The organism is Ochrobactrum sp. XJ1, assembly GCF_024701725.1.
Classification (GTDB): Bacteria; Pseudomonadota; Alphaproteobacteria; order Rhizobiales; family Rhizobiaceae; genus Brucella; species Brucella anthropi.
On record NZ_VDGD01000005.1, the window covers coordinates 302,864 to 322,316 of the forward strand.

Here is a 19,453-nt window from a genome sequence, read left to right on the forward strand (position 1 = left end):
TCCTATACGTTTGCTATTCCGCCGGAACGGGTGATCCGACTGTGTCACTTGACGACGAGGCGGATACGATATCATCCGCGCCTTTGTCGATGCGCTGACCTTCGCGGGCAGGTTTGACCAGAGGCTCTGGTGTGACCGGTTTGTTAAAGAGCAGATGGCGACCAGCCATGATTCCTTCCGAAGCCTGCACGTGGAGACGATCTTCGTCGCGCTGGCGAACGTCTTCACGAATTTCGTAGGCTTGGGTTTCGGCTATGCCGAGCCCTTCGAGTGTACGCTGACCAAACAGCAAACCGGATTCGAACGTTTCGCGCAGTTCATACTCGACACCTTGAGCGCGCAGTTGCAGCGTATGTTCCCGATCATATGAACGAACGAACAGCCGCACATCCGGGTATTCGGATTGTATAAGGTTGATGATGTGGTTGGTCGTTTCCTTCTTGTGGGTACAGATGGCAACGATCTTCGCTTTTCTTATACCTGCCGCTTCCAGCACGTCTTTACGAGTACCGTCGCCAAAATAAATACGGAAGCCAAATTTTCCGGCAGCACGCACGCGATTGGGCGAACTGTCAATCACGGTTACGTCGATACCGCCAGCGAGCAGGATTTGCGATGCAATCTGACCGTATCGCGAGAAGCCGATCATCAATACGTCAGAACCGGCACCTTCGAAGTTTTCCTCAATTTCATCGACAGTCTTGTCCTTGATAAGCAGCTTTGAGCCAATCAAAACGGAAAGCGGTGTTAGCGCCATGGATACGGTGACGGCGGCTACAAGCTCTGAACCGAGTGCGCTTGAGATTATGGACGCGGCAGAAGCTGCCGAGAAAAGAACAAAGGCAAATTCGCCGCCTTGCGGCAGAAGAAACGCAATTCGCACAGCATCGTTATGGTTGGACCGGAAGACACGGCACAGCAGATAGATGATCGCGATCTTGGTTGCCATGAAAATGGGAACAGCAAGAAGGATAACCTTCCAATACTGTACGATCACAGTGAGGTTCAGCGAAAGACCAACCGCCACGAAAAACAATCCGAGAAAGATTCCGCGAAATGGTTCGATATCCGCTTCAAGTTCGTGTCGGTAGGATGATTCCGCCAGCAAAACACCAGCGATAAATGCACCCATGGCCATCGAAAGGCCAGCCGCCTGAAGCAGGCTGGCTGATCCGAGCACCACAAAAAGCGCTGCTGCGATCATCACTTCGCGAGCGCCGGTATTGGCGATAATGCGGAACATCGGATTGATGAGATAACGTCCGGCGACCACCAGTGCCGCGATGGCCGCAATTGCTGTGGCAAGATGGAAACCCGCGCTCGCCTGCGACGGTTCGGTCGGCGAAAGTGCCGGAATAATTGCAAGGATCGGCACGATGGCGAGGTCCTGGAACAGCAGGATCGAAAAAGCACGTTGACCGTGTTTCTGGTTCGTTTCGGCCCGGTCCTCCAAAACCTGCATGGCAAATGCCGTAGACGAAAGTGCGAGACCGAAACCGATGATGATCCCTGCTTCGGGGCTGAGGCCCGCAAAGTAGATGCCAAGAGCAGTCAGGGCTGCTCCACAAAGCAGAACCTGCGCGGTACCAAGACCGAAGATTGATTGGCGCAACGCCCAAAGTCTTGAGGGTTTCAGCTCAAGTCCGATGATGAAGAGAAGGAAGACAACACCAAGCTCGGAGAAGTGCAGGAAATCTTCGCCGTCTGCAATGAGGCGAGCTACGGGTCCGATCGTGATGCCTGCCGCAAGATAGCCGAGGACTGTACCAAGCCCTAATCGCTTGAACAGCGGCGCAGCGATAATCGCACCGCCCAAAATCATCAGACACTGCAGGTAGAGACTTCCGCCAGTTGCAACCATGCCAAGCTCTTGGAATTTGGAGAAATGTAGGAGGGCTTGCCTTGAAGCCCTAGGATTTCGGCAATATAGAAACAAGATATGGCTGTAATCAGCCCGATGTCGAACAATTTGACGATATTTTTTAGCAAGTCCCGGTTTCGGTCCCGCTGCAAATTGTATTGCGAGGTTGAACCGTGATGAACTTGGGAAACTCGGATTATATAATGATTTCAGATAATTCGGCGGAGAAACTTGTCGATCGCGCAGCCGTTCTCGTGGCTGCAGCCAAACGGGCGGGAGCTGATCAGGCTGACGCAGTCGTGATGCGAGCACGGTCAGTTAGCGTATCAGTGAGGTTGGGCAAGGTTGAGGGAACCGAATCGTCGGAAAGTGACGATTTCGCTCTGCGCGTTTTTGTGGGCCGTCGCATTGCGAGCGTTTCGGCCAATGCGAGCGCCGATCCCGACCGTCTCGCCGAGCGTGCTGTTGCTATGGCACGCGTTGCGCCGGAGGATCCCTATGAGCAACTCGCAGACCCATCGCTGCTTGTTGTTTCGCCTCGTGATCTTGATCTCTACGATTCAACGGAAATCGATTCCGACCGTTTGACGCAGGACGCACTTGCGACGGAAGCAGCTGCACTCGCAGTCAGCGGCGTGACGAATTCAGGCGGAGCTGGTGCCTCGCGCAGCCTGGGTGGTCTGGTGCTGGTCACATCGACAGGCTTTTCGGGGCATTATGCTGCTACACGCTTTGGACGATCGGTCTCGGCCATTGCGGGCGAGGGCACGAAAATGGAGCGCGATTATGATTTCAGTTCGCGCCTGCATTTTTCTGATCTTGATACGCCTGATGATATCGGTCGTCGCGCTGGTGAACGCGCTGTGCGGCGGTTGGGTGCACGTCAGGCGAAGACGGGGCCTGTCACCGTTATCTACGATCCTCGCCTTGCGCGCGGTATTGCGGGACATCTTGCAAGCGCGATTAATGGCGCTTCTGTTGCACGCAAGACGAGCTTTCTTCGTGACAGTCTCGGTAAACAGGTTCTCAAGAACGGCATAAATGTTACTGACAATCCGCTGCGTGTGCGCGGTTCGTCTTCGCGCCCGTTCGACGGCGAAGGGATTGAGGGGCAATCTTTGACGATGGTGGAGGATGGCGTTCTCAAACACTGGCTGCTTTCTGGATCGAGCGCCCGGGAACTGGGCCTGCAAGGCAATGGTCGTGGTGTTCGTTCGGGCTCTGGCGTTTCGCCTGCTTCAACCAATTTTGCCATCGAGCCCGGTTCGCAGTCGCCGGAGGAATTGATCCGTGCAATAGGCACAGGTTTTTATGTGACAGAGGTATTCGGGCAGGGCGTTGACATGATCACGGGCCAATATAGCCGCGGCGCGTCGGGGTTTTGGATCGAAAATGGCGAACTTGCCTACCCGATCAGTGAAGTGACGATTGCTTCGAACCTCAAGGACATGTTCCTCAATATGACACCCGCCTCCGATATTGACCGAAACTTCGGGATGACGGCACCGACACTCGTAATTGAAGGCATGACTCTTGCCGGAAACTGACAGGCACAACGAAATTGTCAGTGAACTGACGCTTCTGCGTGATGCTGCGCGTGAAGCCGGACGTATCGCGATGCGCTACTTCGGTCGTTCTCCGGAAGTCTGGCTGAAGGATGGTTCATCGCCGGTCAGTGAAGCTGATCTGGCTGTTGACCGCTATCTAAAGGATGTTCTTTTGAAAGCGCGGCCAGATTATGGCTGGATATCGGAAGAGACCGTCGATGAACGGGCGGCTGAAAAACGCAGCCGCGCCTTCGTTGTCGATCCGATTGACGGCACCCGTGCATACATCGCTGGACAGGATCAATGGTGTATTAGCATAGCCGTTGTGGAAAATGGCCGCCCGTTGGCTGGCGTTCTGGAATGTCCGGCGCGCAACGAACTCATCGAAGCAGGGAAAGGCGTTGGGGCTTCACAAAACGGTGCTGTGATACGTGTCAGATTACCATCGCCCGGTGAACAGGTGACAATAGCATCAGCCCGCAATATGGTGACGGCACTCCCGGAAAGCTGGCGGGATCGTGTAAAGATTCATCCCTATGTTCCCTCGCTGGCCTACCGTATCGCTATGGTGGCGCGTGGAGATATAGCGGGCACCTTCATTCGGCCAAATTCACATGATTGGGATTTGGCAGCAGCTGATCTGATCCTGAGTGAGTCGGGCGGGGCAATCCTGACAAGCGATGCCCTACCGATCCAGTATGGTGGTCCGACGTTGAGCCATGGCGCTCTCGTTGCCGCCAGCGGAGACCTTCTGCAAAAAATGTTGAGTGTTGTCGCGGACTGACCCTTGGGTTAATCATGCCGCGAACCAATTTTGTTCAGGGATAATTGTCATGAGCGTCGAAGGCGACAAAAAGCAGCTTCTTCATCTGGTGTTCGGCGGTGAGCTGAAAAAGCTCGGTACCGTTGAGTTCCGCGATCTTGAAAACGTCGATATCGTTGGCATCTACCCGGATTACGAGTCGGCCAAGACCGCATGGAAGTCGAAGGCACAGCAAACAGTAGACAATGCTCATATGCGCTATTTCATCGTGCACCTGCATCGGTTGCTCGATCCAGAAGGCGTGACGCTGAAGGCGGATTGAGCAGTTTGACTGCTCCCGGCCAATATCGGATGCAAAGCGGAGATAGCCCGGGTCAGACCACCGGGCATAAGAAGCAAGGATTCGCGAAGCGCCTCTGGCGACGTATTCGCGGGCCACTGGCGCAGTCTGCCGTGGTTAAAGCCATGCTGGTCTGGCTGATCACCTCCTACTTCAAGCTTGTCTATTTCACAAATTCTCGCTTGAAAGAATCAGCAGACCCACAGGCGCTGGTGGGTAAAGACGATCCTTTCATCGTGACTTTCTGGCATGGGCAACATCTCATGGGACCGTTCATCTGCCCCAAGGGAATTGAACTTGTCGCCATGTTTTCGCGCAGTGCAGATGCGGAACTGAACGCTCGTGTTGCGGAAAAACTTGGATTGTTGACAGTGCGTGGCTCTGGTGGACGAGGTTCGCGCTCCAAGCCTGAAAAGGGAGGCGCGCGCGCGCTTCTGACGTTGAAGAATGCTCTCAAAAACGGGCAGTCGGCATCAATTATAGCGGACATCGCTCACGGCAAAGCGCGTGAGGCCGGAGAAGGCATCATTTTATTGGCGAAATTGTCCGGTCGTCCGATAATACCGGTTGCTTATGCTTTCTCACGGAACCATGTTCTGGAAAAGTCCTGGGATAAAACGACGATTCCGCTGCCCTTTGGGCGTTCGATTATCGTGCGCGGCGACAATGTATGGGTCGACGCGGATGCCGATGAAACGCAATTGGAAGAAAAACGCATGGAGCTAACGCGCCAACTCAACGACGCGACCGTCAAGGCCTATGCTGCGTTGGAGAAAGCGAAATGAGCGAACGCTGGGCGCGCAATATGTTGTCTGCCTACCGTGCACTCGGTTCCGCGGCCTATCCATTTATGGGGCCTTACATCGCCTATCGTGCGTCTCGCGGCAAGGAAGAGCGCATGCGCCGCGGCGAGCGCTACGGCAAATCCGCCATAGCACGTCCGCAAGGGCCGGTTATCTGGGCCCACGCGGCAAGCGTTGGTGAAACCGTCGCGATCACGCCATTGATTGAGCGGATCGCTGCGACTGGTATCCATATCGTGCTGACGACAGGTACTGTGACGTCGGCAAAAGTTGTCGCAGATCAGTTAGGTAGTAAGGTCATTCACCAATACGCGCCGCTGGATTTGCAACCGGCGGTTAACAGGTTTCTCAACCACTGGAAACCTGATCTTGCCATCGGTTGTGAATCTGAAGTCTGGCCTGCTACTGTGCTTTCACTTGGCAGTCGCCACACGCCGCAGGTTCTGGTCAATGGGCGCATGTCTGACCGCTCTTTTGCTGCCTGGCAGAAAAGACCGGCTCTGGCCGAAGCGCTCTTTGAAAATTTTGCCTATGTGGTCGCACAGTCGGAACTAGATGCAGATCGCTTTCGTACGCTGGGAGCGCGGCCTGTCAGTGTTTCAGGTAATCTCAAGGTCGATACGAATCCGCCGCCGGCTGATCCACAGGCTCTGGCCGCATTGCAACGCCAGATCGGTGGACGGAGAACGTGGGCCGCAATTTCGACCCATGACGGCGAAGAAGCGATCACAGCAGAAGTTCATCAGATGCTGAAAGTACGCTATCCGCATCTTGTCACGATCATCGTGCCGCGTCATCCAGATCGTGCTGCGGCCATTCAGGCTATGCTGGCTGAAAAGGGGCTCAAGGTTGCGCGTCGCAGCGCCAATGAGCCGATTGAAGCCGACACAGATATCCTGCTCGGAGATACCATTGGGGAGATGGGACTTTATCTTCAGCTCACCGAAATAGCATTTATTGGCAATTCGCTGACCAAGGAAGGTGGACACAACCCTCTGGAACCGGCGATGATGGGAACTGCTGTGTTAACAGGACGAAATGTCCAGAATTTCCGTGAATCCTTCCAACGCCTCATCAAGAATGGGGGCGCACGCATTGTGAAGGATCGCAATATGCTCGCAGGAGCGATCAATTTCCTGTTCAACAACCCTCAGCATCTCCGTGCCATGATCAATGCCGGGGTGAGCACGGTCAGGGATATGCGCGGCGCACTGGATCGTACGCTTGTCGCACTCGAGCCGTTTATCCAGCCATTGATCCTGCAGGCACAGTTACCCGGCAATCGCAATGAGGCTGCCTATCAGACAGGCGGTCACTGAGCATGGTGAGTGAAGCGCCGCCTTTCTGGTGGGATAAACCTGATTGGCGCGCTTTGTCTTTGGCGCCTGCTGCCTGGCTCTACGGAGCCGTGGCGGGCCGTCGGCTTTTGAAAGCGGAACCACCAAAAATTTCTCTGCCGGTTCTTTGCGTGGGCAATTTTACCGTAGGTGGGGCCGGAAAAACACCGACTGCAATTGCTTTTTCTGCTGGTGCAAAAGCACGAGGTCTAAACCCCGGAATTGTCTCACGCGGATATGGCGGCGCTTACAAGGGACTACACGTTGTTGATCCCGCGCATGACAGTGCGCGTTACGTCGGAGATGAGCCACTCCTGCTGGCACGTCATGCTTCGGTGGCTCTCTGTCCTGATAGGCTAAAGGCGGCTCGATATTTACAGGCGCTCGGTTGCGATTTTATCATCATGGATGACGGTTTCCAGAGCGCACGACTTTTTGCCGATTTTTCGTTGCTGGTTGTGGATGCTGCCCGTGGTATTGGCAATGGTAAGGTCATACCGGCAGGCCCCCTGCGGGCTCCACTGACAGATCAAATGCGTAAGACCGACGCTTTGCTGCGTATCGGCAAAGGTGATGGTGCTGATTTCGTTATCCGTCAGGCAGCACGAGCAGGTAGACCGATATATGAAGCTCAGCTTAAGCCGTCGTCTACCGTACCGGTAGCGGGCAATCGTTGGCTTGCATTTGCGGGCATAGGTAATCCTGAAAAATTCTATGCAAGTGTTGCTGAAGCAGGCGGTGAGATTGTGGAAACACGTTCGTTCCCCGATCATCACAGCTTTGCACCAGACGATATTCGCAATCTGACAGACACAGCCCGTCGTCAGGGATTGGGATTGATCACTACTGCGAAGGATCAGGTGCGTCTGGCAACGATGATTGGAGTTCCTGCCGGTTTTCTGACGAAACTCGCTGTCCTTAACGTTGATCTCAAATTTGATCGCAACGATGCGCTTGACCACATTCTGGATACGGTCATCGAGCGCTTCAAAAGCCGTGTTACAAGCTGATTTTAAGCCTTCTTTCGGCTACGCATTTCAGGATTGACTTCCAACTCACGTTCAAAAGAAATCAGGCCTGTTGCGTAGGGTTCCTGCCGCGAAACACTCCAATATTTGAGTTCATCGAGCGGGATATGGGCGCCTGTCACCGCGCACGCGACATAGGCTCCATGCCTGACGATTTCATAATCACCGTCGAGATAGCGCAGAACAGCTTCAGAAGAACGGGGGGATTCAAATTTATTCATGTGTGTAAAACCTTTGTAGCCGACTCTAGCAAGCGTCGTGCGTTGCGTCCAGCAGTACAACATCATACGTCGTTGTAATTCTATCAGCGCCTGCCAAATAGCCGTTCGATATCTATCAGTTTCAGTTCGATGTAGGTTGGGCGACCGTGATTGCAGGTGCCTGAGCCGGGGGTGGCTTCCATTTCACGCAGGAGCGCATTCATTTCTTCAGGCTTCAACCGTCGCCCCGAGCGAACGGAACCATGACAGGCCATTGTTGCGGCCACATGGTTCAACATGGCCTTCAATCCTTCAGATGTGTCGTGTTCCGCAATCTCATCCGAAAGATCGCGGATCAGCTGCTGCACGTTCATTTCTCCGAGCATTGCGGGCGTTTCACGCACTGCGATGGCACCGGGTCCGAATTGCTCGATGCCAAGGCCAAAGCGGGCAAGTGTTTCCGCGTGGGTTGCCAGTCGCTCGGCGTCTTCTTCTGGCAGATCCACAATTTCAGGAATAAGCAGCATCTGTCCCGGTATGGGGCGGGAATGCAGGGCGTTTTTCAACGCCTCGTAAACAAGACGTTCGTGAGCCGCATGCTGATCTACAATGACGAGACTGTCTTCGGTTTGGGAGACAATATAGTTCGCGTGGATTTGCGCGCGGGCTGCCCCGAGTGGCTTTTGCTGGAGTTCCACTGGTGCTTCGTCACGCGTCGCTCGGACATCTGCCGCCAGCACGTTAACGGTGGCGAGCGTCGCCTGGTCACTTTCCTGAAAGGAGCGTGCCGCTCCCAAGTCCAGCGGCCGATGCGCCGGATGTGCGGTCTGCGGTGACCATTCGGTTCTCGGCGAGAAAACTGCGGGGTGCCAGCTCCCCGATGCATAACCAGCCGAAGAAGGCCGCGATGTGAATGATGGTGAGGGCGGCTGGAATCCTTCTGCACGGAACGCTTGCAGCATGGCATCGGCACCGCTGGTCGCAGGCCGAATACCTGACTGCGCCAGTGCTTGTTTGATCGCCCCGACGATCAGTCCGCGCACGAGACCCGGATCACGGAAACGGACGTCAGCCTTGGCAGGATGCACATTAACGTCGACTAGTGCCGGGTCCAGCGTCAGAAACAGTACGGCAACCGGATGACGATCGCGTGCCATGACATCCGCATAGGCTCCACGCAATGCGCCGAAAAGCTGTTTGTCCCGCACCGGGCGCCCATTCACATAGGCGAACTGATGCAGGGCGTTGCCACGATTATGGGAGGGGATGCCGACAAACCCGGCCAGACGCACGCCGTCGCGTTCCGCGTCAATGGCAAGCGCATTTTCGCCGAATTCTTTTCCGAGCACCTGATTGATGCGCTCAAGCGTTGCTTCTGCGCCGCTGCCGGTTGCGGCCAGTTCCAGCGGTGTCCTGTCGGTGCCTGCAAGCGAAAAGCGGACATGGGGAAAGGCAATTGCGATGCGCTTGACGACGTCGGTTATGGCAGCAGCTTCCGCACGATCCGTTTTCATGAATTTGAGACGGGCAGGCGTCGCGTAAAAAAGATCGCGGACCTCGGCAATCGTCCCGCGATTGAGCGCGGAAGGACGGGGACCGTCGAGATGTCCGCCGGAAACCGATACTTCAAAGCCGGAGTCAGCGTCCTGCGGACGAGATTTGAGGGTCAGTTTTGCGACCGAGCCAATGGATGGCAGAGCCTCCCCACGAAACCCAAGTGCGCGAATGTCGTGCACATCGTCCGAAAGCTTGGAGGTACAATGGCGGGAGACTGCCAATGGAAGCTCATCGATCGGAATTCCCGAACCATTATCAGTCACGCTCAACAATGTCTTGCCACCGCCACCGGTCACGACCTCAATGCGGGTCGCGCCAGCGTCGATAGCATTTTCGACAAGTTCCTTGATAACGCTGGCGGGGCGTTCGATGACTTCCCCCGCCGCGATCTGGTTGATGATGGTTTCGCTTAAGTGTCGAATTGGCATGGTTGGACTATAGAAGGATTCGCTTCTGTAAAGAACACGCTTCTACAGCCTGTCCAGACTGCCTTTTGTGCATCTGACGGGCCGCCGAAGTGCACAGTATTGTTGACAGGTAACCACCTTACTGCGGGGCATAATCCTTATATGCTGGCAAATTCAAATCCTTAAGGCTGTCTGCATTGACAACTGCACGTGCCACGGCTTCTGCCATAACAGTCGCTGCAATTGCTCCAATCGCAGTTACATCGGCTTCCACGTCTTTTGCCTTGCCTGTGGAAAGTGCGAAGATCGTGTCACCGTCCCACATGGTATGGATTGGGTTGATTGTGCGCGCAAAACCGTCATGCGCCATGCCCGCAATCTTTTTCAGCTGAGCCTTGTCGAACGGGACGTTGGTCGCTATTGCGCCAATCGTGGTGTTGGCACCGCCGGACTTGACCACGCCATGGCCCTGCATGATGGCGGACATCGTATCACGGAAGCCCTTGCCGTCCTCGGTCCGCGCCCCAGCCAGAATCTGGCGTGAATTTGGCGCATAGACGTCACCAACAGCATTGACGGCAACAATCGCGCCGACAACGATTTCGGTGCCAGGCACCTTATAACTGGCTGTGCCGAGCCCACCCTTCATGGCGTAGTCCATGCCGAACATTTTGCCGACGGTAGCGCCTGCACCAGCACCGATGTTGCCTTCTCCAGAAGCTTCAGCCTTGGCGGCCTGGCATGCCAGATAACCGGCTTCCTCATCGGGGCGCACAGAAAAATCTCCGACACCGAGATCCATCAGGATTGCTGCTGGTACAATCGGAACGACGCCTTTGCCGATCTTGAAGCCGAGATTGTTCTCTTCAAGATAACGCATAACGCCAGTCGCAGCCGCCAGACCATAGGCACTACCGCCTGAAAGCAGAATAGCTTGAACCTGCTGCACATAATTGATCGGATCGAGCAGATCGGTTTCACGCGTACCGGGCGCCGAACCGCGTACATCAACACCTGCGGAAGCGCCTTCTTCGCAGAGAAGAACGGTGCAGCCGGTCGGGCGTTTTGTTAGTGTGTGGTGTCCCAGCTTGATTCCGGGTACATCCGTGATGCTTCCACCCATAAGCTCCAGCATGCCTGCTCCTCCCTCAGTAGCTGCCGATGCCGCATTGACGACAAAGGGCATTGCCCCAAGTCCCGCAAGCGACTTGGCGAATGTTCTGCGATCCATGAACAGTTTTCTCCTCCATTTTCGCTCTATTGAGAGAGCGTATTCTTTTCGCGCGCCCGGCGCTGGCGCAGTACGTCTGCCACGTAGTCACGTGACAAAGCATGGTAGAGCGGCTCGTGAGAGATCAGCCGTGCAGTGCCGTAGCCCAGCATCGATGCGCACATGAGTGGAATGACGTTGTTATGATTGCCGGTCATTTCCAGAATGATGACGAATGCAGTCATCGGCGCTTGCACGACGCCGGCAAAGTAGCCTGCCATACCGAGAACAGCAGCAAGACTCGCACTGGTTCCAAGAACCAGGCCGATTGTGCTGCCCAGTCCCGCACCGACCGACAAAGAAGGTGCAAATATTCCGCCCGGTATCCCCGAAATCATGGAAAGGAGACCGGCAAGGAACTTCCCTATGAAATAAAGAGGTGGAAGAGCCAACCCTTCCACGGCGCTCCGTGCCTGATCGTAGCCTGCTCCAAAGGTCGATCCGCCGGACGCAATGCCAATGATAGCGACCAGAAGACCGCAAATTCCCGCGAAAAATACGGCATTGCGAAGAGGGGCCTTTTGTATGCGGCGTCGCACACGACGTCCTAGTTCGAGTGCGAGTGCACTGAAGGCAGCCCCGAATGCTCCACCAATTACACCGCACGCAATCACCAGAACCCAGTCTTTGCCGCTGGAAGCGGTAACGGTAGTCAGCCCGAAATAATTATAGTTTCCAACGAGGCCAAGTGAAGCAAGACCGGCGAGAATAACAGCAGATAATACGAGACCGTTGGTTCGTGCGGCGTAGGCGCGCCCCATCTCCTCAATAGCGAAGACAACACCTGCAAGGGGGGTATTGAACGCAGCCGCTATACCTGCGGCAGAGCCTGCAAGGATGAGACCACGCGCTTGTTCCATGCCGCCGAAACGCGCAGATTGCATCATGATGGACGCGCCGATCTGCACGGTTGGACCCTCACGACCGATAGATGCACCACTGAAAAGCCCGGCCAGAGTAAGAATGATCTTACCGATCGCGGTTTTGAGTGAAAGCAGCAGAGTTCGATCTTCATGATCGTGCAAATGGCGTGCGGCAATTGCTTGCGGAATGCCACTGCCTCCAGAATTTGGAAACCAGGATAAGGCTATCCAGGAGCAGGCCATAAACCCCACCGGCGTGATCAGCAGGGGAAGCCATGCACGCCAGCCGCTTCCACTTGTGAGGCTCTTGAACCAATCTTGTGCAATGTCCGCAGCTTCGGCAAAGCCTACACTGATAAGACCGATGGCCAATGCGCCGCACCAGAAGACCAGTCGCGGTTTCCAGACATGTGGTGAGATCCACATGGCTTTTGACCGGCGGATGAGTGGAACGCGTCTATAGGATTTTCTCACTTTGCCCCTGCAAGCCTGCTGCTGCCCGATTTCGATGTGTGCAGAGATTTATCACGTAAATCCTTATCGGTAACTGAAACTTGTCAGCAAAAGGCTTTCCATTTGGTCATAACCGTGTTACCAGCCGGTGCCAATTCAACCTAGCAAACCAGATGTGTCGCTGCTCCCGGACCTATTCCGGAGAGGCGGCTTTTCTCATTCGATAAAATCGGCAAAGGAATTGGCAATGGCTAAAATCGTGGAATCGCCCACTGGCGCTCTCGCTCTCACATTTGATGATGTGCTGTTGCAGCCGGGCCATTCCGAAGTAATGCCGGGGCAGGTTGATCTGCGCACGCGCATCGCCAAGGATATCGAGCTTAACCTTCCTCTTCTTTCTGCTGCCATGGATACGGTGACGGAATCCCGTCTGGCTATTGCGATGGCGCAGGCCGGTGGTATTGGCGTCATTCACCGTAATCTGACGCCGGAGCGTCAGGCGGAAGAAGTCCGTCAGGTAAAGAAATTTGAATCCGGCATGGTAGTAAATCCGGTTACCATCGGGCCGGATGCGACACTTGCCGACGCTCAGGCATTGATGAAGGCACATGGAATTTCGGGTATTCCGGTCGTTGAGAATGCTACCAAGGGTCCGGGGCGTCTTGTCGGTATCCTGACCAATCGCGACGTCCGTTTTGCGTCCGATCCGAAGCAGAAAATCCACGAGCTGATGACCCGTGAGAACCTCATTACGGTTCGCGAGAATGTCAATCAGGACGAAGCAAAACGTCTGTTGCACGCTCATCGTATTGAAAAGCTTCTCGTTGTCGACGATCAGGGTCGTTGCGTTGGTCTTGTTACCGTCAAGGATATTGAAAAGTCGCAGCTCAATCCGAACGCCGCCAAGGACGCTCAGGGACGTCTGCGCGCTGCTGCAGCAACGAGCGTCGGCGAGGATGGTTACGAACGCGCCGAACGTTTGATTGAAGCCGGTGTCGATCTTCTGGTGGTGGACACGGCGCATGGCCATTCGCAGCGCGTTCTTGATGCAGTGGCCCGTATCAAGAAAGCCTATCCGAATATAGCAATTCTTGCAGGTAATGTGGCAACGACCGCTGGTACACAGGCACTGATTGATGCCGGTGCGGATGCGGTCAAGGTTGGTATCGGGCCGGGCTCGATCTGCACGACGCGTATTGTTGCCGGTGTCGGCGTTCCACAGCTTTCGGCCATTATGTCAGCCGTTGAAGCAGCGCAGAAGCAGAATATCCCGGTAATCGCTGATGGCGGCATCAAGTTTTCGGGCGATTTCGCCAAAGCGTTGGCCGCTGGAGCAGTCGCGGCAATGGCTGGTTCGCTGTTGGCCGGTACGGAAGAAAGCCCCGGCGAAGTCTATTTGCATCAGGGCCGCTCGTTCAAAGCCTATCGCGGTATGGGTTCGGTCGGTGCCATGGCGCGCGGCTCGGCTGATCGTTATTTCCAAGCGGAAGTGCGCGATGAGCTGAAGCTCGTACCGGAAGGCATCGAAGGACAGGTGGCTTACAAGGGGCCGATTTCCGCGGTCCTGCACCAACTTGCAGGCGGTTTGCGCGCTTCCATGGGCTATGTAGGCGCGAAGACGCTGGAGGAATTCCGCGAGAAAGCGACTTTTGTGCGCATTTCCAACGCCGGGTTGCGGGAAAGCCATTCGCATGGCGTTGCAATCACCCGCGAAAGCCCGAACTATCCCGGCGGCATGTAAACCTGTCTCATGGTATTCATGATAGGGCGGCTTTAGGCCGCCCTTTTATTTTGTGAATGCTGCCAGTTCCTTTGAACGAATGAAAAGCCCATTGGCGCTTTCCACGATACAATCACCAAGCGCCTGAAAATCTTTTCGGCGCATACTCTGTCGCCGCCAGAATAAGGCGATTTCCCGCTTTGGTTGCTCGCCGTCAAAGGGCACGATGCGCATATGATTGCTGCGTGCTTCCGCGCGCACCGCGATTTCGGGAATGAGAGTAAGGCCCATTCCATGACTCACCATTTGTAAAAGGGTGGTCATGCTGGTGGCACCATACTTTACGAGCTGGCGCTGAGAAGGCAGCGAACAAACAGCCAATGCCTGATCCCTCATGCAATGCCCCTCTTCCAACAGGAGTAAACGGTCGAGAGCGACGTTGTCCTGTGTCATAGGCGAAGCGAGAACCGTTTGATCATTAGTTGAGGTCGCAATCAGGAAGCGGTCATCGAACAGCTTTCTTTGGGCAAGCCGCTCATCATCAATGGGAAGGGCAGCGACAATTGCATCGATTTCACCCGCGTGCAGTTCATCAAGAAGTTTCGCGGTTACGCTTTCTCGCAATTGGAGGCGGAATGACGGATGCCGTTCGCGCAAAAGAGGGATGAGAACCGGGACCAAATACGGAGCAACAGTCGGAATGATGCCCAGCCGCAGCCGTGTTTGTAACAATCCCCGGCTTTGCGCGGCTATTTCCTCAAGTGTGTGGAGTTCGCGCAAGATGGTCTGGATACCCGGATAAAGCTGCTTGCCGAGCTCCGTCATGATCACCTGTCGCTGCGAGCGCTCGAAAAGGGGCGCGCCTGCAAGAGCTTCCATTTCCGCGATCTGGGCCGAAAGGGCCGGCTGGGACACGTGTGCCAGTTGCGCGGCTTTGCGGAAATGCAGCGTGGCGGCAAGCGCTTCGAAATAGCGCATTTGACGTACTGTAAACATGATAAGAAAAACTTATCGAAAATAATCGGAAAAGCAATTGGAGATTATGATTGGAATAGGTCTAATCTGAGCCAGTTACCTAGCCACGGCGCGACACGGACGAACTGTGTCGTGCTTATAGCAAGGCTAGTTGTATTCCAATATTGGCTTTTCAGGAGGGAATTCCCATGACAGATCGCCCAATTATGACGACGAGTGCAGGCGCTCCGATACCGGACAACCAGAATTCCCTGAGCGCAGGTGAGCGCGGCCCGCTTTTAATGCAGGACTATCAGCTCATTGAAAAACTAAGCCATCAAAACCGCGAACGTATCCCGGAACGTGCCGTTCATGCCAAGGGCTGGGGCGCTTATGGTACGCTGACCATCACCGGCGATATTTCGAAATACACCAAGGCCAAGGCACTGCAGCCGGGTGCCCAGACGCCGATGCTGGCGCGTTTTTCGACCGTTGCCGGCGAGCAGGGTGCTGCTGATGCCGAGCGCGACGTGCGCGGCTTTGCTCTCAAGTTCTATACGGAGGAAGGTAACTGGGATCTGGTCGGCAACAACACCCCTGTGTTCTTTGTACGCGACCCGGTCAAGTTCCCGGATTTCATCCACACCCAGAAGCGTCATCCCAAGACGAACCTGCGTTCGGCGACCGCTATGTGGGACTTCTGGTCGCTTTCGCCCGAAAGCCTGCATCAGGTGACGATCCTAATGTCCGATCGCGGCTTGCCAACCGATGTGCGTCATATCAACGGTTATGGTTCTCACACCTATTCGTTCTGGAACGATGCCGGTGAACGCTATTGGGTCAAGTTCCATTTCAAGACCATGCAGGGCCACAAGCACTGGACCAATGCTGAAGCCGAAGGTGTGATTGGTCGCACGCGAGAATCCACGCAGGAAGACTTGTTCACTTCCATCGATAAGGGCAATTTCCCGAAGTGGAAGGTTCAGGTGCAGATCATGCCGGAACTCGACGCCGACAAGACACCGTACAATCCGTTTGATCTTACCAAAGTCTGGCCGCATGCGGACTATCCGCCGATCGATATCGGTATCATGGAGCTGAACCGTAATCCGGAAAACTACTTCACCGAGATTGAAAATGCGGCTTTCTCGCCGTCGAACATCGTGCCGGGTATCAGCTATTCACCCGACAAGATGTTGCAGGCGCGTATTTTCTCCTATGCGGATGCGCATCGTCATCGCCTTGGTACGCATTACGAAAGCATTCCGGTCAATCAGCCGAAGTGCCCGGTTCATCACTATCACCGTGATGGTCAGATGAATGTCTATGGCGGTATCAAGACCGGCAATCCGGACGCCTATTACGAGCCGAATTCGTTTAACGGCCCGCTCGAACAACCGTCGGCCAAGGAACCGCCGTTGCGCATTTCCGGCGATGCCGCCCGTTATGACCATCGTGTGGGAAACGACGATTACTCGCAGCCGCGGGCCTTGTTCAATCTGTTCGATGACGGACAGAAACAGCGTCTGTTCTCCAATATTGCGGCGGCAATGGGTGGAGTTCCGGGCTTCATCGTCGAGCGTCAGCTCGGCCACTTCAAGCTGATCCATCCCGACTATGAGGCTGGTGTGCGTAAAGCCTTGAAGGATGCACATGGTTATGAAGCCAACACGATTGCTACAAATGAAGAGGCAACGTCAGCCGAATAAACCGTGTTTATAAGACAGAAAGAAAGCCGGAGCTCGTTGCTCCGGCTTTTTTGTTTTGATTTGCCGATTGCCTTTTCCCTGCAAGGAAGGCTATGCCCGAGCAGGCATTCGAGAAGGAGACACAATGCGGCTTGGCGGACGCCTGCAGGCGGCTATCGAGGTATTGGATCAGATTGAAGCGGGTACACGCCCGGCTTCTGACGTGCTGAAGGATTGGGGCGCTTCCCATCGTTTCGCAGGTGCGGGTGACCGCGCTGTGATCGGCAACATCGTCTATGATGCGCTGCGCCGCAAATTATCCATCGCATGGCGAATGGATGCCGATGACGCACGCGCTCTGGCTTTTGGCGCACTATTGGCCGACGGCGGCATGGATATTGCGACCATCGACGCCGCTCTCGATGGAGACAAGTTTGCGCCGAAAGTGCTGGAGCAGCCGCGTCGTATTGCTTGGGAAAGCAGGGATGTCACTGAAGCGCCTGCCCATGTTCAGGCGGATGTGCCCCAATGGTGTGCATCGTCGCTTGAGGAACTTTTCGGCGCGCGCTGGGTGGATGAAGGCAGGGCGCTGGCAACGCGACCGCCAGTCGATCTTCGTGTGAACAGTTTGAAGGCGACGCCGGAAAAAACGCTCACAGCACTTGAAAAGGCTGGTGCTGCACCCGCGCCGTTCCTTGCGCAGGCGCTACGCATCCCGCCGATTGAAGCACTTGGACGCCATCCGAATGTGCAGGGCGAGCAGGCCTTTCTCGACGGCTGGTTCGAGGTCCAGGATTTGGGGTCACAGCTTGCTGCCCTCTTTGCCGGTGCCAAACCCGGCCAGCAGGTACTGGACTATTGCGCTGGAGCTGGTGGAAAGACATTGGCTTTGGCCGCTGCGATGCAGAATAGCGGTCAAATTCATGCCTATGATGCTGAACGTGCGCGGCTTTCGCCCATGCATGAGCGGCTACAGCGTGCTGGGGTGCGTAACACGCAGGTCCATGGAAATCTCGATGCACTGGACCCACTGACAGGGCAGATGGATCTCGTGCTGACCGATGCGCCTTGCACTGGTTCCGGCACATGGCGCCGCCGCCCGGATGCGAAATGGCGGTTGAACGACCAGCAGCTTGAGCGGCGTGTTCAAGACCAGAAGGAAGTGCTGGAATCTGCCAAGCATTATGTGAAGCCGGGCGGACGTCTGGCCTATATTACCTGTTCATTGTTCGCAGAAGAAAACACGAGACAGATTGCACAGTTTCTCACAGGGAATGCTGATTTTACGGAAGTTGCGCCAGAGGCTTTGTGGGATACAATTGTAGCGGACGCTGGTGATGTGAAGCCAGTATTCTCGTCGCACGGCGCGGTATTCTCGCCATTGTCCACTGGCACTGACGGGTTTTATGTGAGCCTTCTGCAGAGATCAAACTAAAGCATTTCCAGCAAAAGTGCGAAGCGGTTTTGCGTTGGATAATGCGTGATAATAGATGGAAAGAACGGGGGGACGATGTCAGCGCATCGTGTAGCAGAACCGGATTTCAAAGAGCGCGTCGAGGAAAGTTTTGGTCGGCAGGCAGCCATGAAACTGATAGGCGCTGAACTGACACGGTGTGAGCCCGGTATCGTTGAAGTTGAGATGCCGTTTCGTGAGGAGCTGACGCAACAGCATGGCATTCTCCATGCGGGTATGATTTCTGCCGCTCTCGATTCTGCTTGTGGCTATGCGGCACTGACGCTGATGCCTTCCGACGCGGCTGTACTGACCATTGAGTTCAAAGTGAATCTGCTTGCTCCGGGCAAAGGGGAACGGTTCCTCTTTCGTGGCGAGGTCACCAAACCCGGGCGAACGATCATGGTTAGTGATGGACAGGCATTCGCCGTAACCGACACGGAAGTGCGCCTGATCGCAACCATGACCGGAACAATGATGGTCGTGCAGGACAGAAAAGGCCTGCAGGGATGATTAAAACTGTCGCCGGAAAGCGTCTCCTCTACGTCATGGCAGTGGATGCCGAATATGGACGTCATTTGGCGAAACTCTTTACGCCGGTCATGATCGGGGTAGGGCCAGTCGAGGCGACTGCCAATCTCGCATATGCTCTTGCAGGTCTGGCGCAGGCGGGAGAAAAGCCCGACCTCGTGGTCTCGCTTGGCTCAGCAGGCTCGGCCAGATTACCGCAAGCTGAAGTGTTTCAGGTATCTTCCGTATCCTATCGCGATATGGATGCTTCACCTCTCGGGTTTGAAAAAGGTGCAACGCCTTTTCTCGATCTTCCCAAAGTGATCGAGCTCCCGGTTTCTGTACCGGAAATCCCTGTTGCATCGCTCTCTACAGGTGCCAATATCGTTTCTGGCAAAGCCTATACGACGATTGATGCGGATATGGTCGATATGGAAACCTATGCCTGTCTGCGCGCATGCCAGCTCGCAGGAATTCCGCTTCTTGGGCTTCGCGGTATCTCCGATGGTGCAAGCGAGTTGCAGCATGTGGGGGACTGGACACAGTATCTGCACATTATCGATGAAAAACTGGCCCATGCTGTCGAGCGATTGGAGGCTGCAATTGCGGATGGTCTCCTGTCGGATCCTGACAATGGTATGTCAGTATAGGTCGATTTTTGGCAACGCACTTGTTGAGCACGATGCCTATAACCCATAT

General features: G+C 55.1%; 17 protein-coding genes. 11 read left to right on the forward strand and 6 right to left on the reverse strand.

Annotated elements, in window-relative coordinates; genetic code table 11:
- Positions 1-13 precede the first annotated feature (13 nt).
- The gene (locus FG152_RS11160; RefSeq protein ID WP_029376222.1) at positions 14-1,861 is read right to left on the reverse strand and encodes a monovalent cation:proton antiporter-2 (CPA2) family protein; all 1,848 of its coding nucleotides are present in this window, start codon (positions 1,859-1,861) and stop codon (positions 14-16) included.
- A 203-nt stretch (positions 1,862-2,064) separates the two neighbouring features.
- Between FG152_RS11160 and FG152_RS11165 the strand changes: the two genes are divergently transcribed.
- From FG152_RS11165 to lpxK, 6 genes are read left to right on the forward strand one after another with little or no spacing between them, the layout of a single operon-like run.
- The gene (locus FG152_RS11165) at positions 2,065-3,408 is read left to right on the forward strand and encodes a TldD/PmbA family protein (protein ID WP_010661006.1); all 1,344 of its coding nucleotides are present in this window, start codon (positions 2,065-2,067) and stop codon (positions 3,406-3,408) included.
- The gene (locus tag FG152_RS11170) at positions 3,395-4,192 is read left to right on the forward strand and encodes a 3'(2'),5'-bisphosphate nucleotidase CysQ (RefSeq protein ID WP_010661007.1); all 798 of its coding nucleotides are present in this window, start codon (positions 3,395-3,397) and stop codon (positions 4,190-4,192) included. Before FG152_RS11165 ends, FG152_RS11170 begins: the two co-directional genes overlap by 14 nt.
- 49 nt (positions 4,193-4,241) lie before the next feature.
- Positions 4,242-4,493 (forward strand): DUF4170 domain-containing protein, encoded by a 252-nt coding sequence (locus tag FG152_RS11175; RefSeq protein WP_010661008.1) that lies wholly within the window; start codon positions 4,242-4,244, stop codon positions 4,491-4,493.
- A 29-nt stretch (positions 4,494-4,522) separates the two neighbouring features.
- Entirely contained in the window at positions 4,523-5,296 is a 774-nt protein-coding gene (locus tag FG152_RS11180) for a lysophospholipid acyltransferase family protein (RefSeq protein WP_010661009.1), read from the forward strand.
- Positions 5,293-6,633 carry a lipid IV(A) 3-deoxy-D-manno-octulosonic acid transferase gene (gene waaA, locus FG152_RS11185; protein ID WP_010661010.1) on the forward strand — a complete coding sequence of 447 codons (1,341 nt, stop codon included), beginning with the start codon at positions 5,293-5,295 and terminating at the stop codon, positions 6,631-6,633. Before FG152_RS11180 ends, waaA begins: the two co-directional genes overlap by 4 nt.
- A 2-nt stretch (positions 6,634-6,635) precedes the next feature.
- Positions 6,636-7,661 carry a tetraacyldisaccharide 4'-kinase gene (gene lpxK / locus FG152_RS11190; RefSeq protein ID WP_010661011.1) on the forward strand — a complete coding sequence of 342 codons (1,026 nt, stop codon included), beginning with the start codon at positions 6,636-6,638 and terminating at the stop codon, positions 7,659-7,661.
- Between the two features lie 2 nt (positions 7,662-7,663).
- Here lpxK and FG152_RS11195 read toward each other — a convergent pair whose 3' ends face one another.
- The 4 genes from FG152_RS11195 to FG152_RS11210 form a co-directional block, all read right to left on the reverse strand.
- Positions 7,664-7,900: a DUF2093 domain-containing protein gene (locus FG152_RS11195; protein WP_010661012.1), complete on the reverse strand. Its 237-nt coding sequence runs from the start codon at positions 7,898-7,900 to the stop codon at positions 7,664-7,666.
- An 83-nt stretch (positions 7,901-7,983) separates the two neighbouring features.
- Positions 7,984-9,864: a DNA mismatch repair endonuclease MutL gene (gene mutL, locus FG152_RS11200; RefSeq protein ID WP_010661013.1), complete on the reverse strand. Its 1,881-nt coding sequence runs from the start codon at positions 9,862-9,864 to the stop codon at positions 7,984-7,986.
- Between the two features lie 118 nt (positions 9,865-9,982).
- Positions 9,983-11,074, reverse strand: a complete 1,092-nt coding sequence (locus FG152_RS11205) for a P1 family peptidase (protein ID WP_010661014.1) — start codon at positions 11,072-11,074, stop codon at positions 9,983-9,985.
- Between the two features lie 26 nt (positions 11,075-11,100).
- A complete protein-coding gene (locus tag FG152_RS11210) occupies positions 11,101-12,450 on the reverse strand; it encodes a chloride channel protein (RefSeq protein ID WP_029376223.1) in 1,350 nt (449 codons plus the stop codon).
- 226 nt (positions 12,451-12,676) lie between these two features.
- Here FG152_RS11210 and guaB point away from each other — a divergent pair, with 226 nt between their 5' ends.
- The gene (gene guaB, locus FG152_RS11215) at positions 12,677-14,170 is read left to right on the forward strand and encodes an IMP dehydrogenase (protein ID WP_010661016.1); all 1,494 of its coding nucleotides are present in this window, start codon (positions 12,677-12,679) and stop codon (positions 14,168-14,170) included.
- A gap of 45 nt (positions 14,171-14,215) precedes the next feature.
- Here the strand turns inward: guaB and FG152_RS11220 are convergent, their stop codons facing one another.
- Complete coding sequence (locus FG152_RS11220; RefSeq protein WP_029376224.1) at positions 14,216-15,145, reverse strand: hydrogen peroxide-inducible genes activator; 930 nt, start codon at positions 15,143-15,145, stop codon at positions 14,216-14,218.
- 167 nt (positions 15,146-15,312) lie between these two features.
- Between FG152_RS11220 and katA the strand changes: the two genes are divergently transcribed.
- The 4 genes from katA (at position 15,313) to FG152_RS11240 (ending at position 19,404) form a co-directional block, all read left to right on the forward strand.
- A complete protein-coding gene (gene katA / locus FG152_RS11225; protein WP_498986508.1) occupies positions 15,313-16,812 on the forward strand; it encodes a catalase KatA in 1,500 nt (499 codons plus the stop codon).
- A 124-nt stretch (positions 16,813-16,936) separates the two neighbouring features.
- Complete coding sequence (locus tag FG152_RS11230) at positions 16,937-18,226, forward strand: RsmB/NOP family class I SAM-dependent RNA methyltransferase (protein ID WP_010661019.1); 1,290 nt, start codon at positions 16,937-16,939, stop codon at positions 18,224-18,226.
- Between the two features lie 75 nt (positions 18,227-18,301).
- The gene (locus tag FG152_RS11235) at positions 18,302-18,757 is read left to right on the forward strand and encodes a PaaI family thioesterase (protein ID WP_010661020.1); all 456 of its coding nucleotides are present in this window, start codon (positions 18,302-18,304) and stop codon (positions 18,755-18,757) included.
- Entirely contained in the window at positions 18,754-19,404 is a 651-nt protein-coding gene (locus FG152_RS11240) for a 5'-methylthioadenosine/S-adenosylhomocysteine nucleosidase (protein WP_010661021.1), read from the forward strand. Before FG152_RS11235 ends, FG152_RS11240 begins: the two co-directional genes overlap by 4 nt.
- The last annotated feature ends 49 nt before the right edge of the window (positions 19,405-19,453 follow it).

Bases quoted from the DNA above. Each gene is read 5' to 3' on its own strand.
- FG152_RS11230 (WP_010661019.1), top strand. From the start codon at position 16,937: ATGCGGCTTGGCGGACGCCTGCAGGCGGCTATCGAGGTATTGGATCAG.
- FG152_RS11220 (WP_029376224.1), bottom strand. From the start codon at position 15,145: ATGTTTACAGTACGTCAAATGCGCTATTTCGAAGCGCTTGCCGCCACG.
- waaA (WP_010661010.1), top strand. From the start codon at position 5,293: ATGAGCGAACGCTGGGCGCGCAATATGTTGTCTGCCTACCGTGCACTC.
- katA (WP_498986508.1), top strand. From the start codon at position 15,313: ATGACAGATCGCCCAATTATGACGACGAGTGCAGGCGCTCCGATACCG.
- FG152_RS11235 (WP_010661020.1), top strand. From the start codon at position 18,302: ATGTCAGCGCATCGTGTAGCAGAACCGGATTTCAAAGAGCGCGTCGAG.
- FG152_RS11205 (WP_010661014.1), bottom strand. From the start codon at position 11,074: ATGGATCGCAGAACATTCGCCAAGTCGCTTGCGGGACTTGGGGCAATG.
- FG152_RS11165 (WP_010661006.1), top strand. From the start codon at position 2,065: ATGATTTCAGATAATTCGGCGGAGAAACTTGTCGATCGCGCAGCCGTT.
- FG152_RS11240 (WP_010661021.1), top strand. From the start codon at position 18,754: ATGATTAAAACTGTCGCCGGAAAGCGTCTCCTCTACGTCATGGCAGTG.
- FG152_RS11160 (WP_029376222.1), bottom strand. From the start codon at position 1,861: ATGGTTGCAACTGGCGGAAGTCTCTACCTGCAGTGTCTGATGATTTTG.
- FG152_RS11180 (WP_010661009.1), top strand. From the start codon at position 4,523: ATGCAAAGCGGAGATAGCCCGGGTCAGACCACCGGGCATAAGAAGCAA.
- FG152_RS11195 (WP_010661012.1), bottom strand. From the start codon at position 7,900: ATGAATAAATTTGAATCCCCCCGTTCTTCTGAAGCTGTTCTGCGCTAT.
- FG152_RS11175 (WP_010661008.1), top strand. From the start codon at position 4,242: ATGAGCGTCGAAGGCGACAAAAAGCAGCTTCTTCATCTGGTGTTCGGC.
- lpxK (WP_010661011.1), top strand. From the start codon at position 6,636: ATGGTGAGTGAAGCGCCGCCTTTCTGGTGGGATAAACCTGATTGGCGC.
- guaB (WP_010661016.1), top strand. From the start codon at position 12,677: ATGGCTAAAATCGTGGAATCGCCCACTGGCGCTCTCGCTCTCACATTT.
- mutL (WP_010661013.1), bottom strand. From the start codon at position 9,864: ATGCCAATTCGACACTTAAGCGAAACCATCATCAACCAGATCGCGGCG.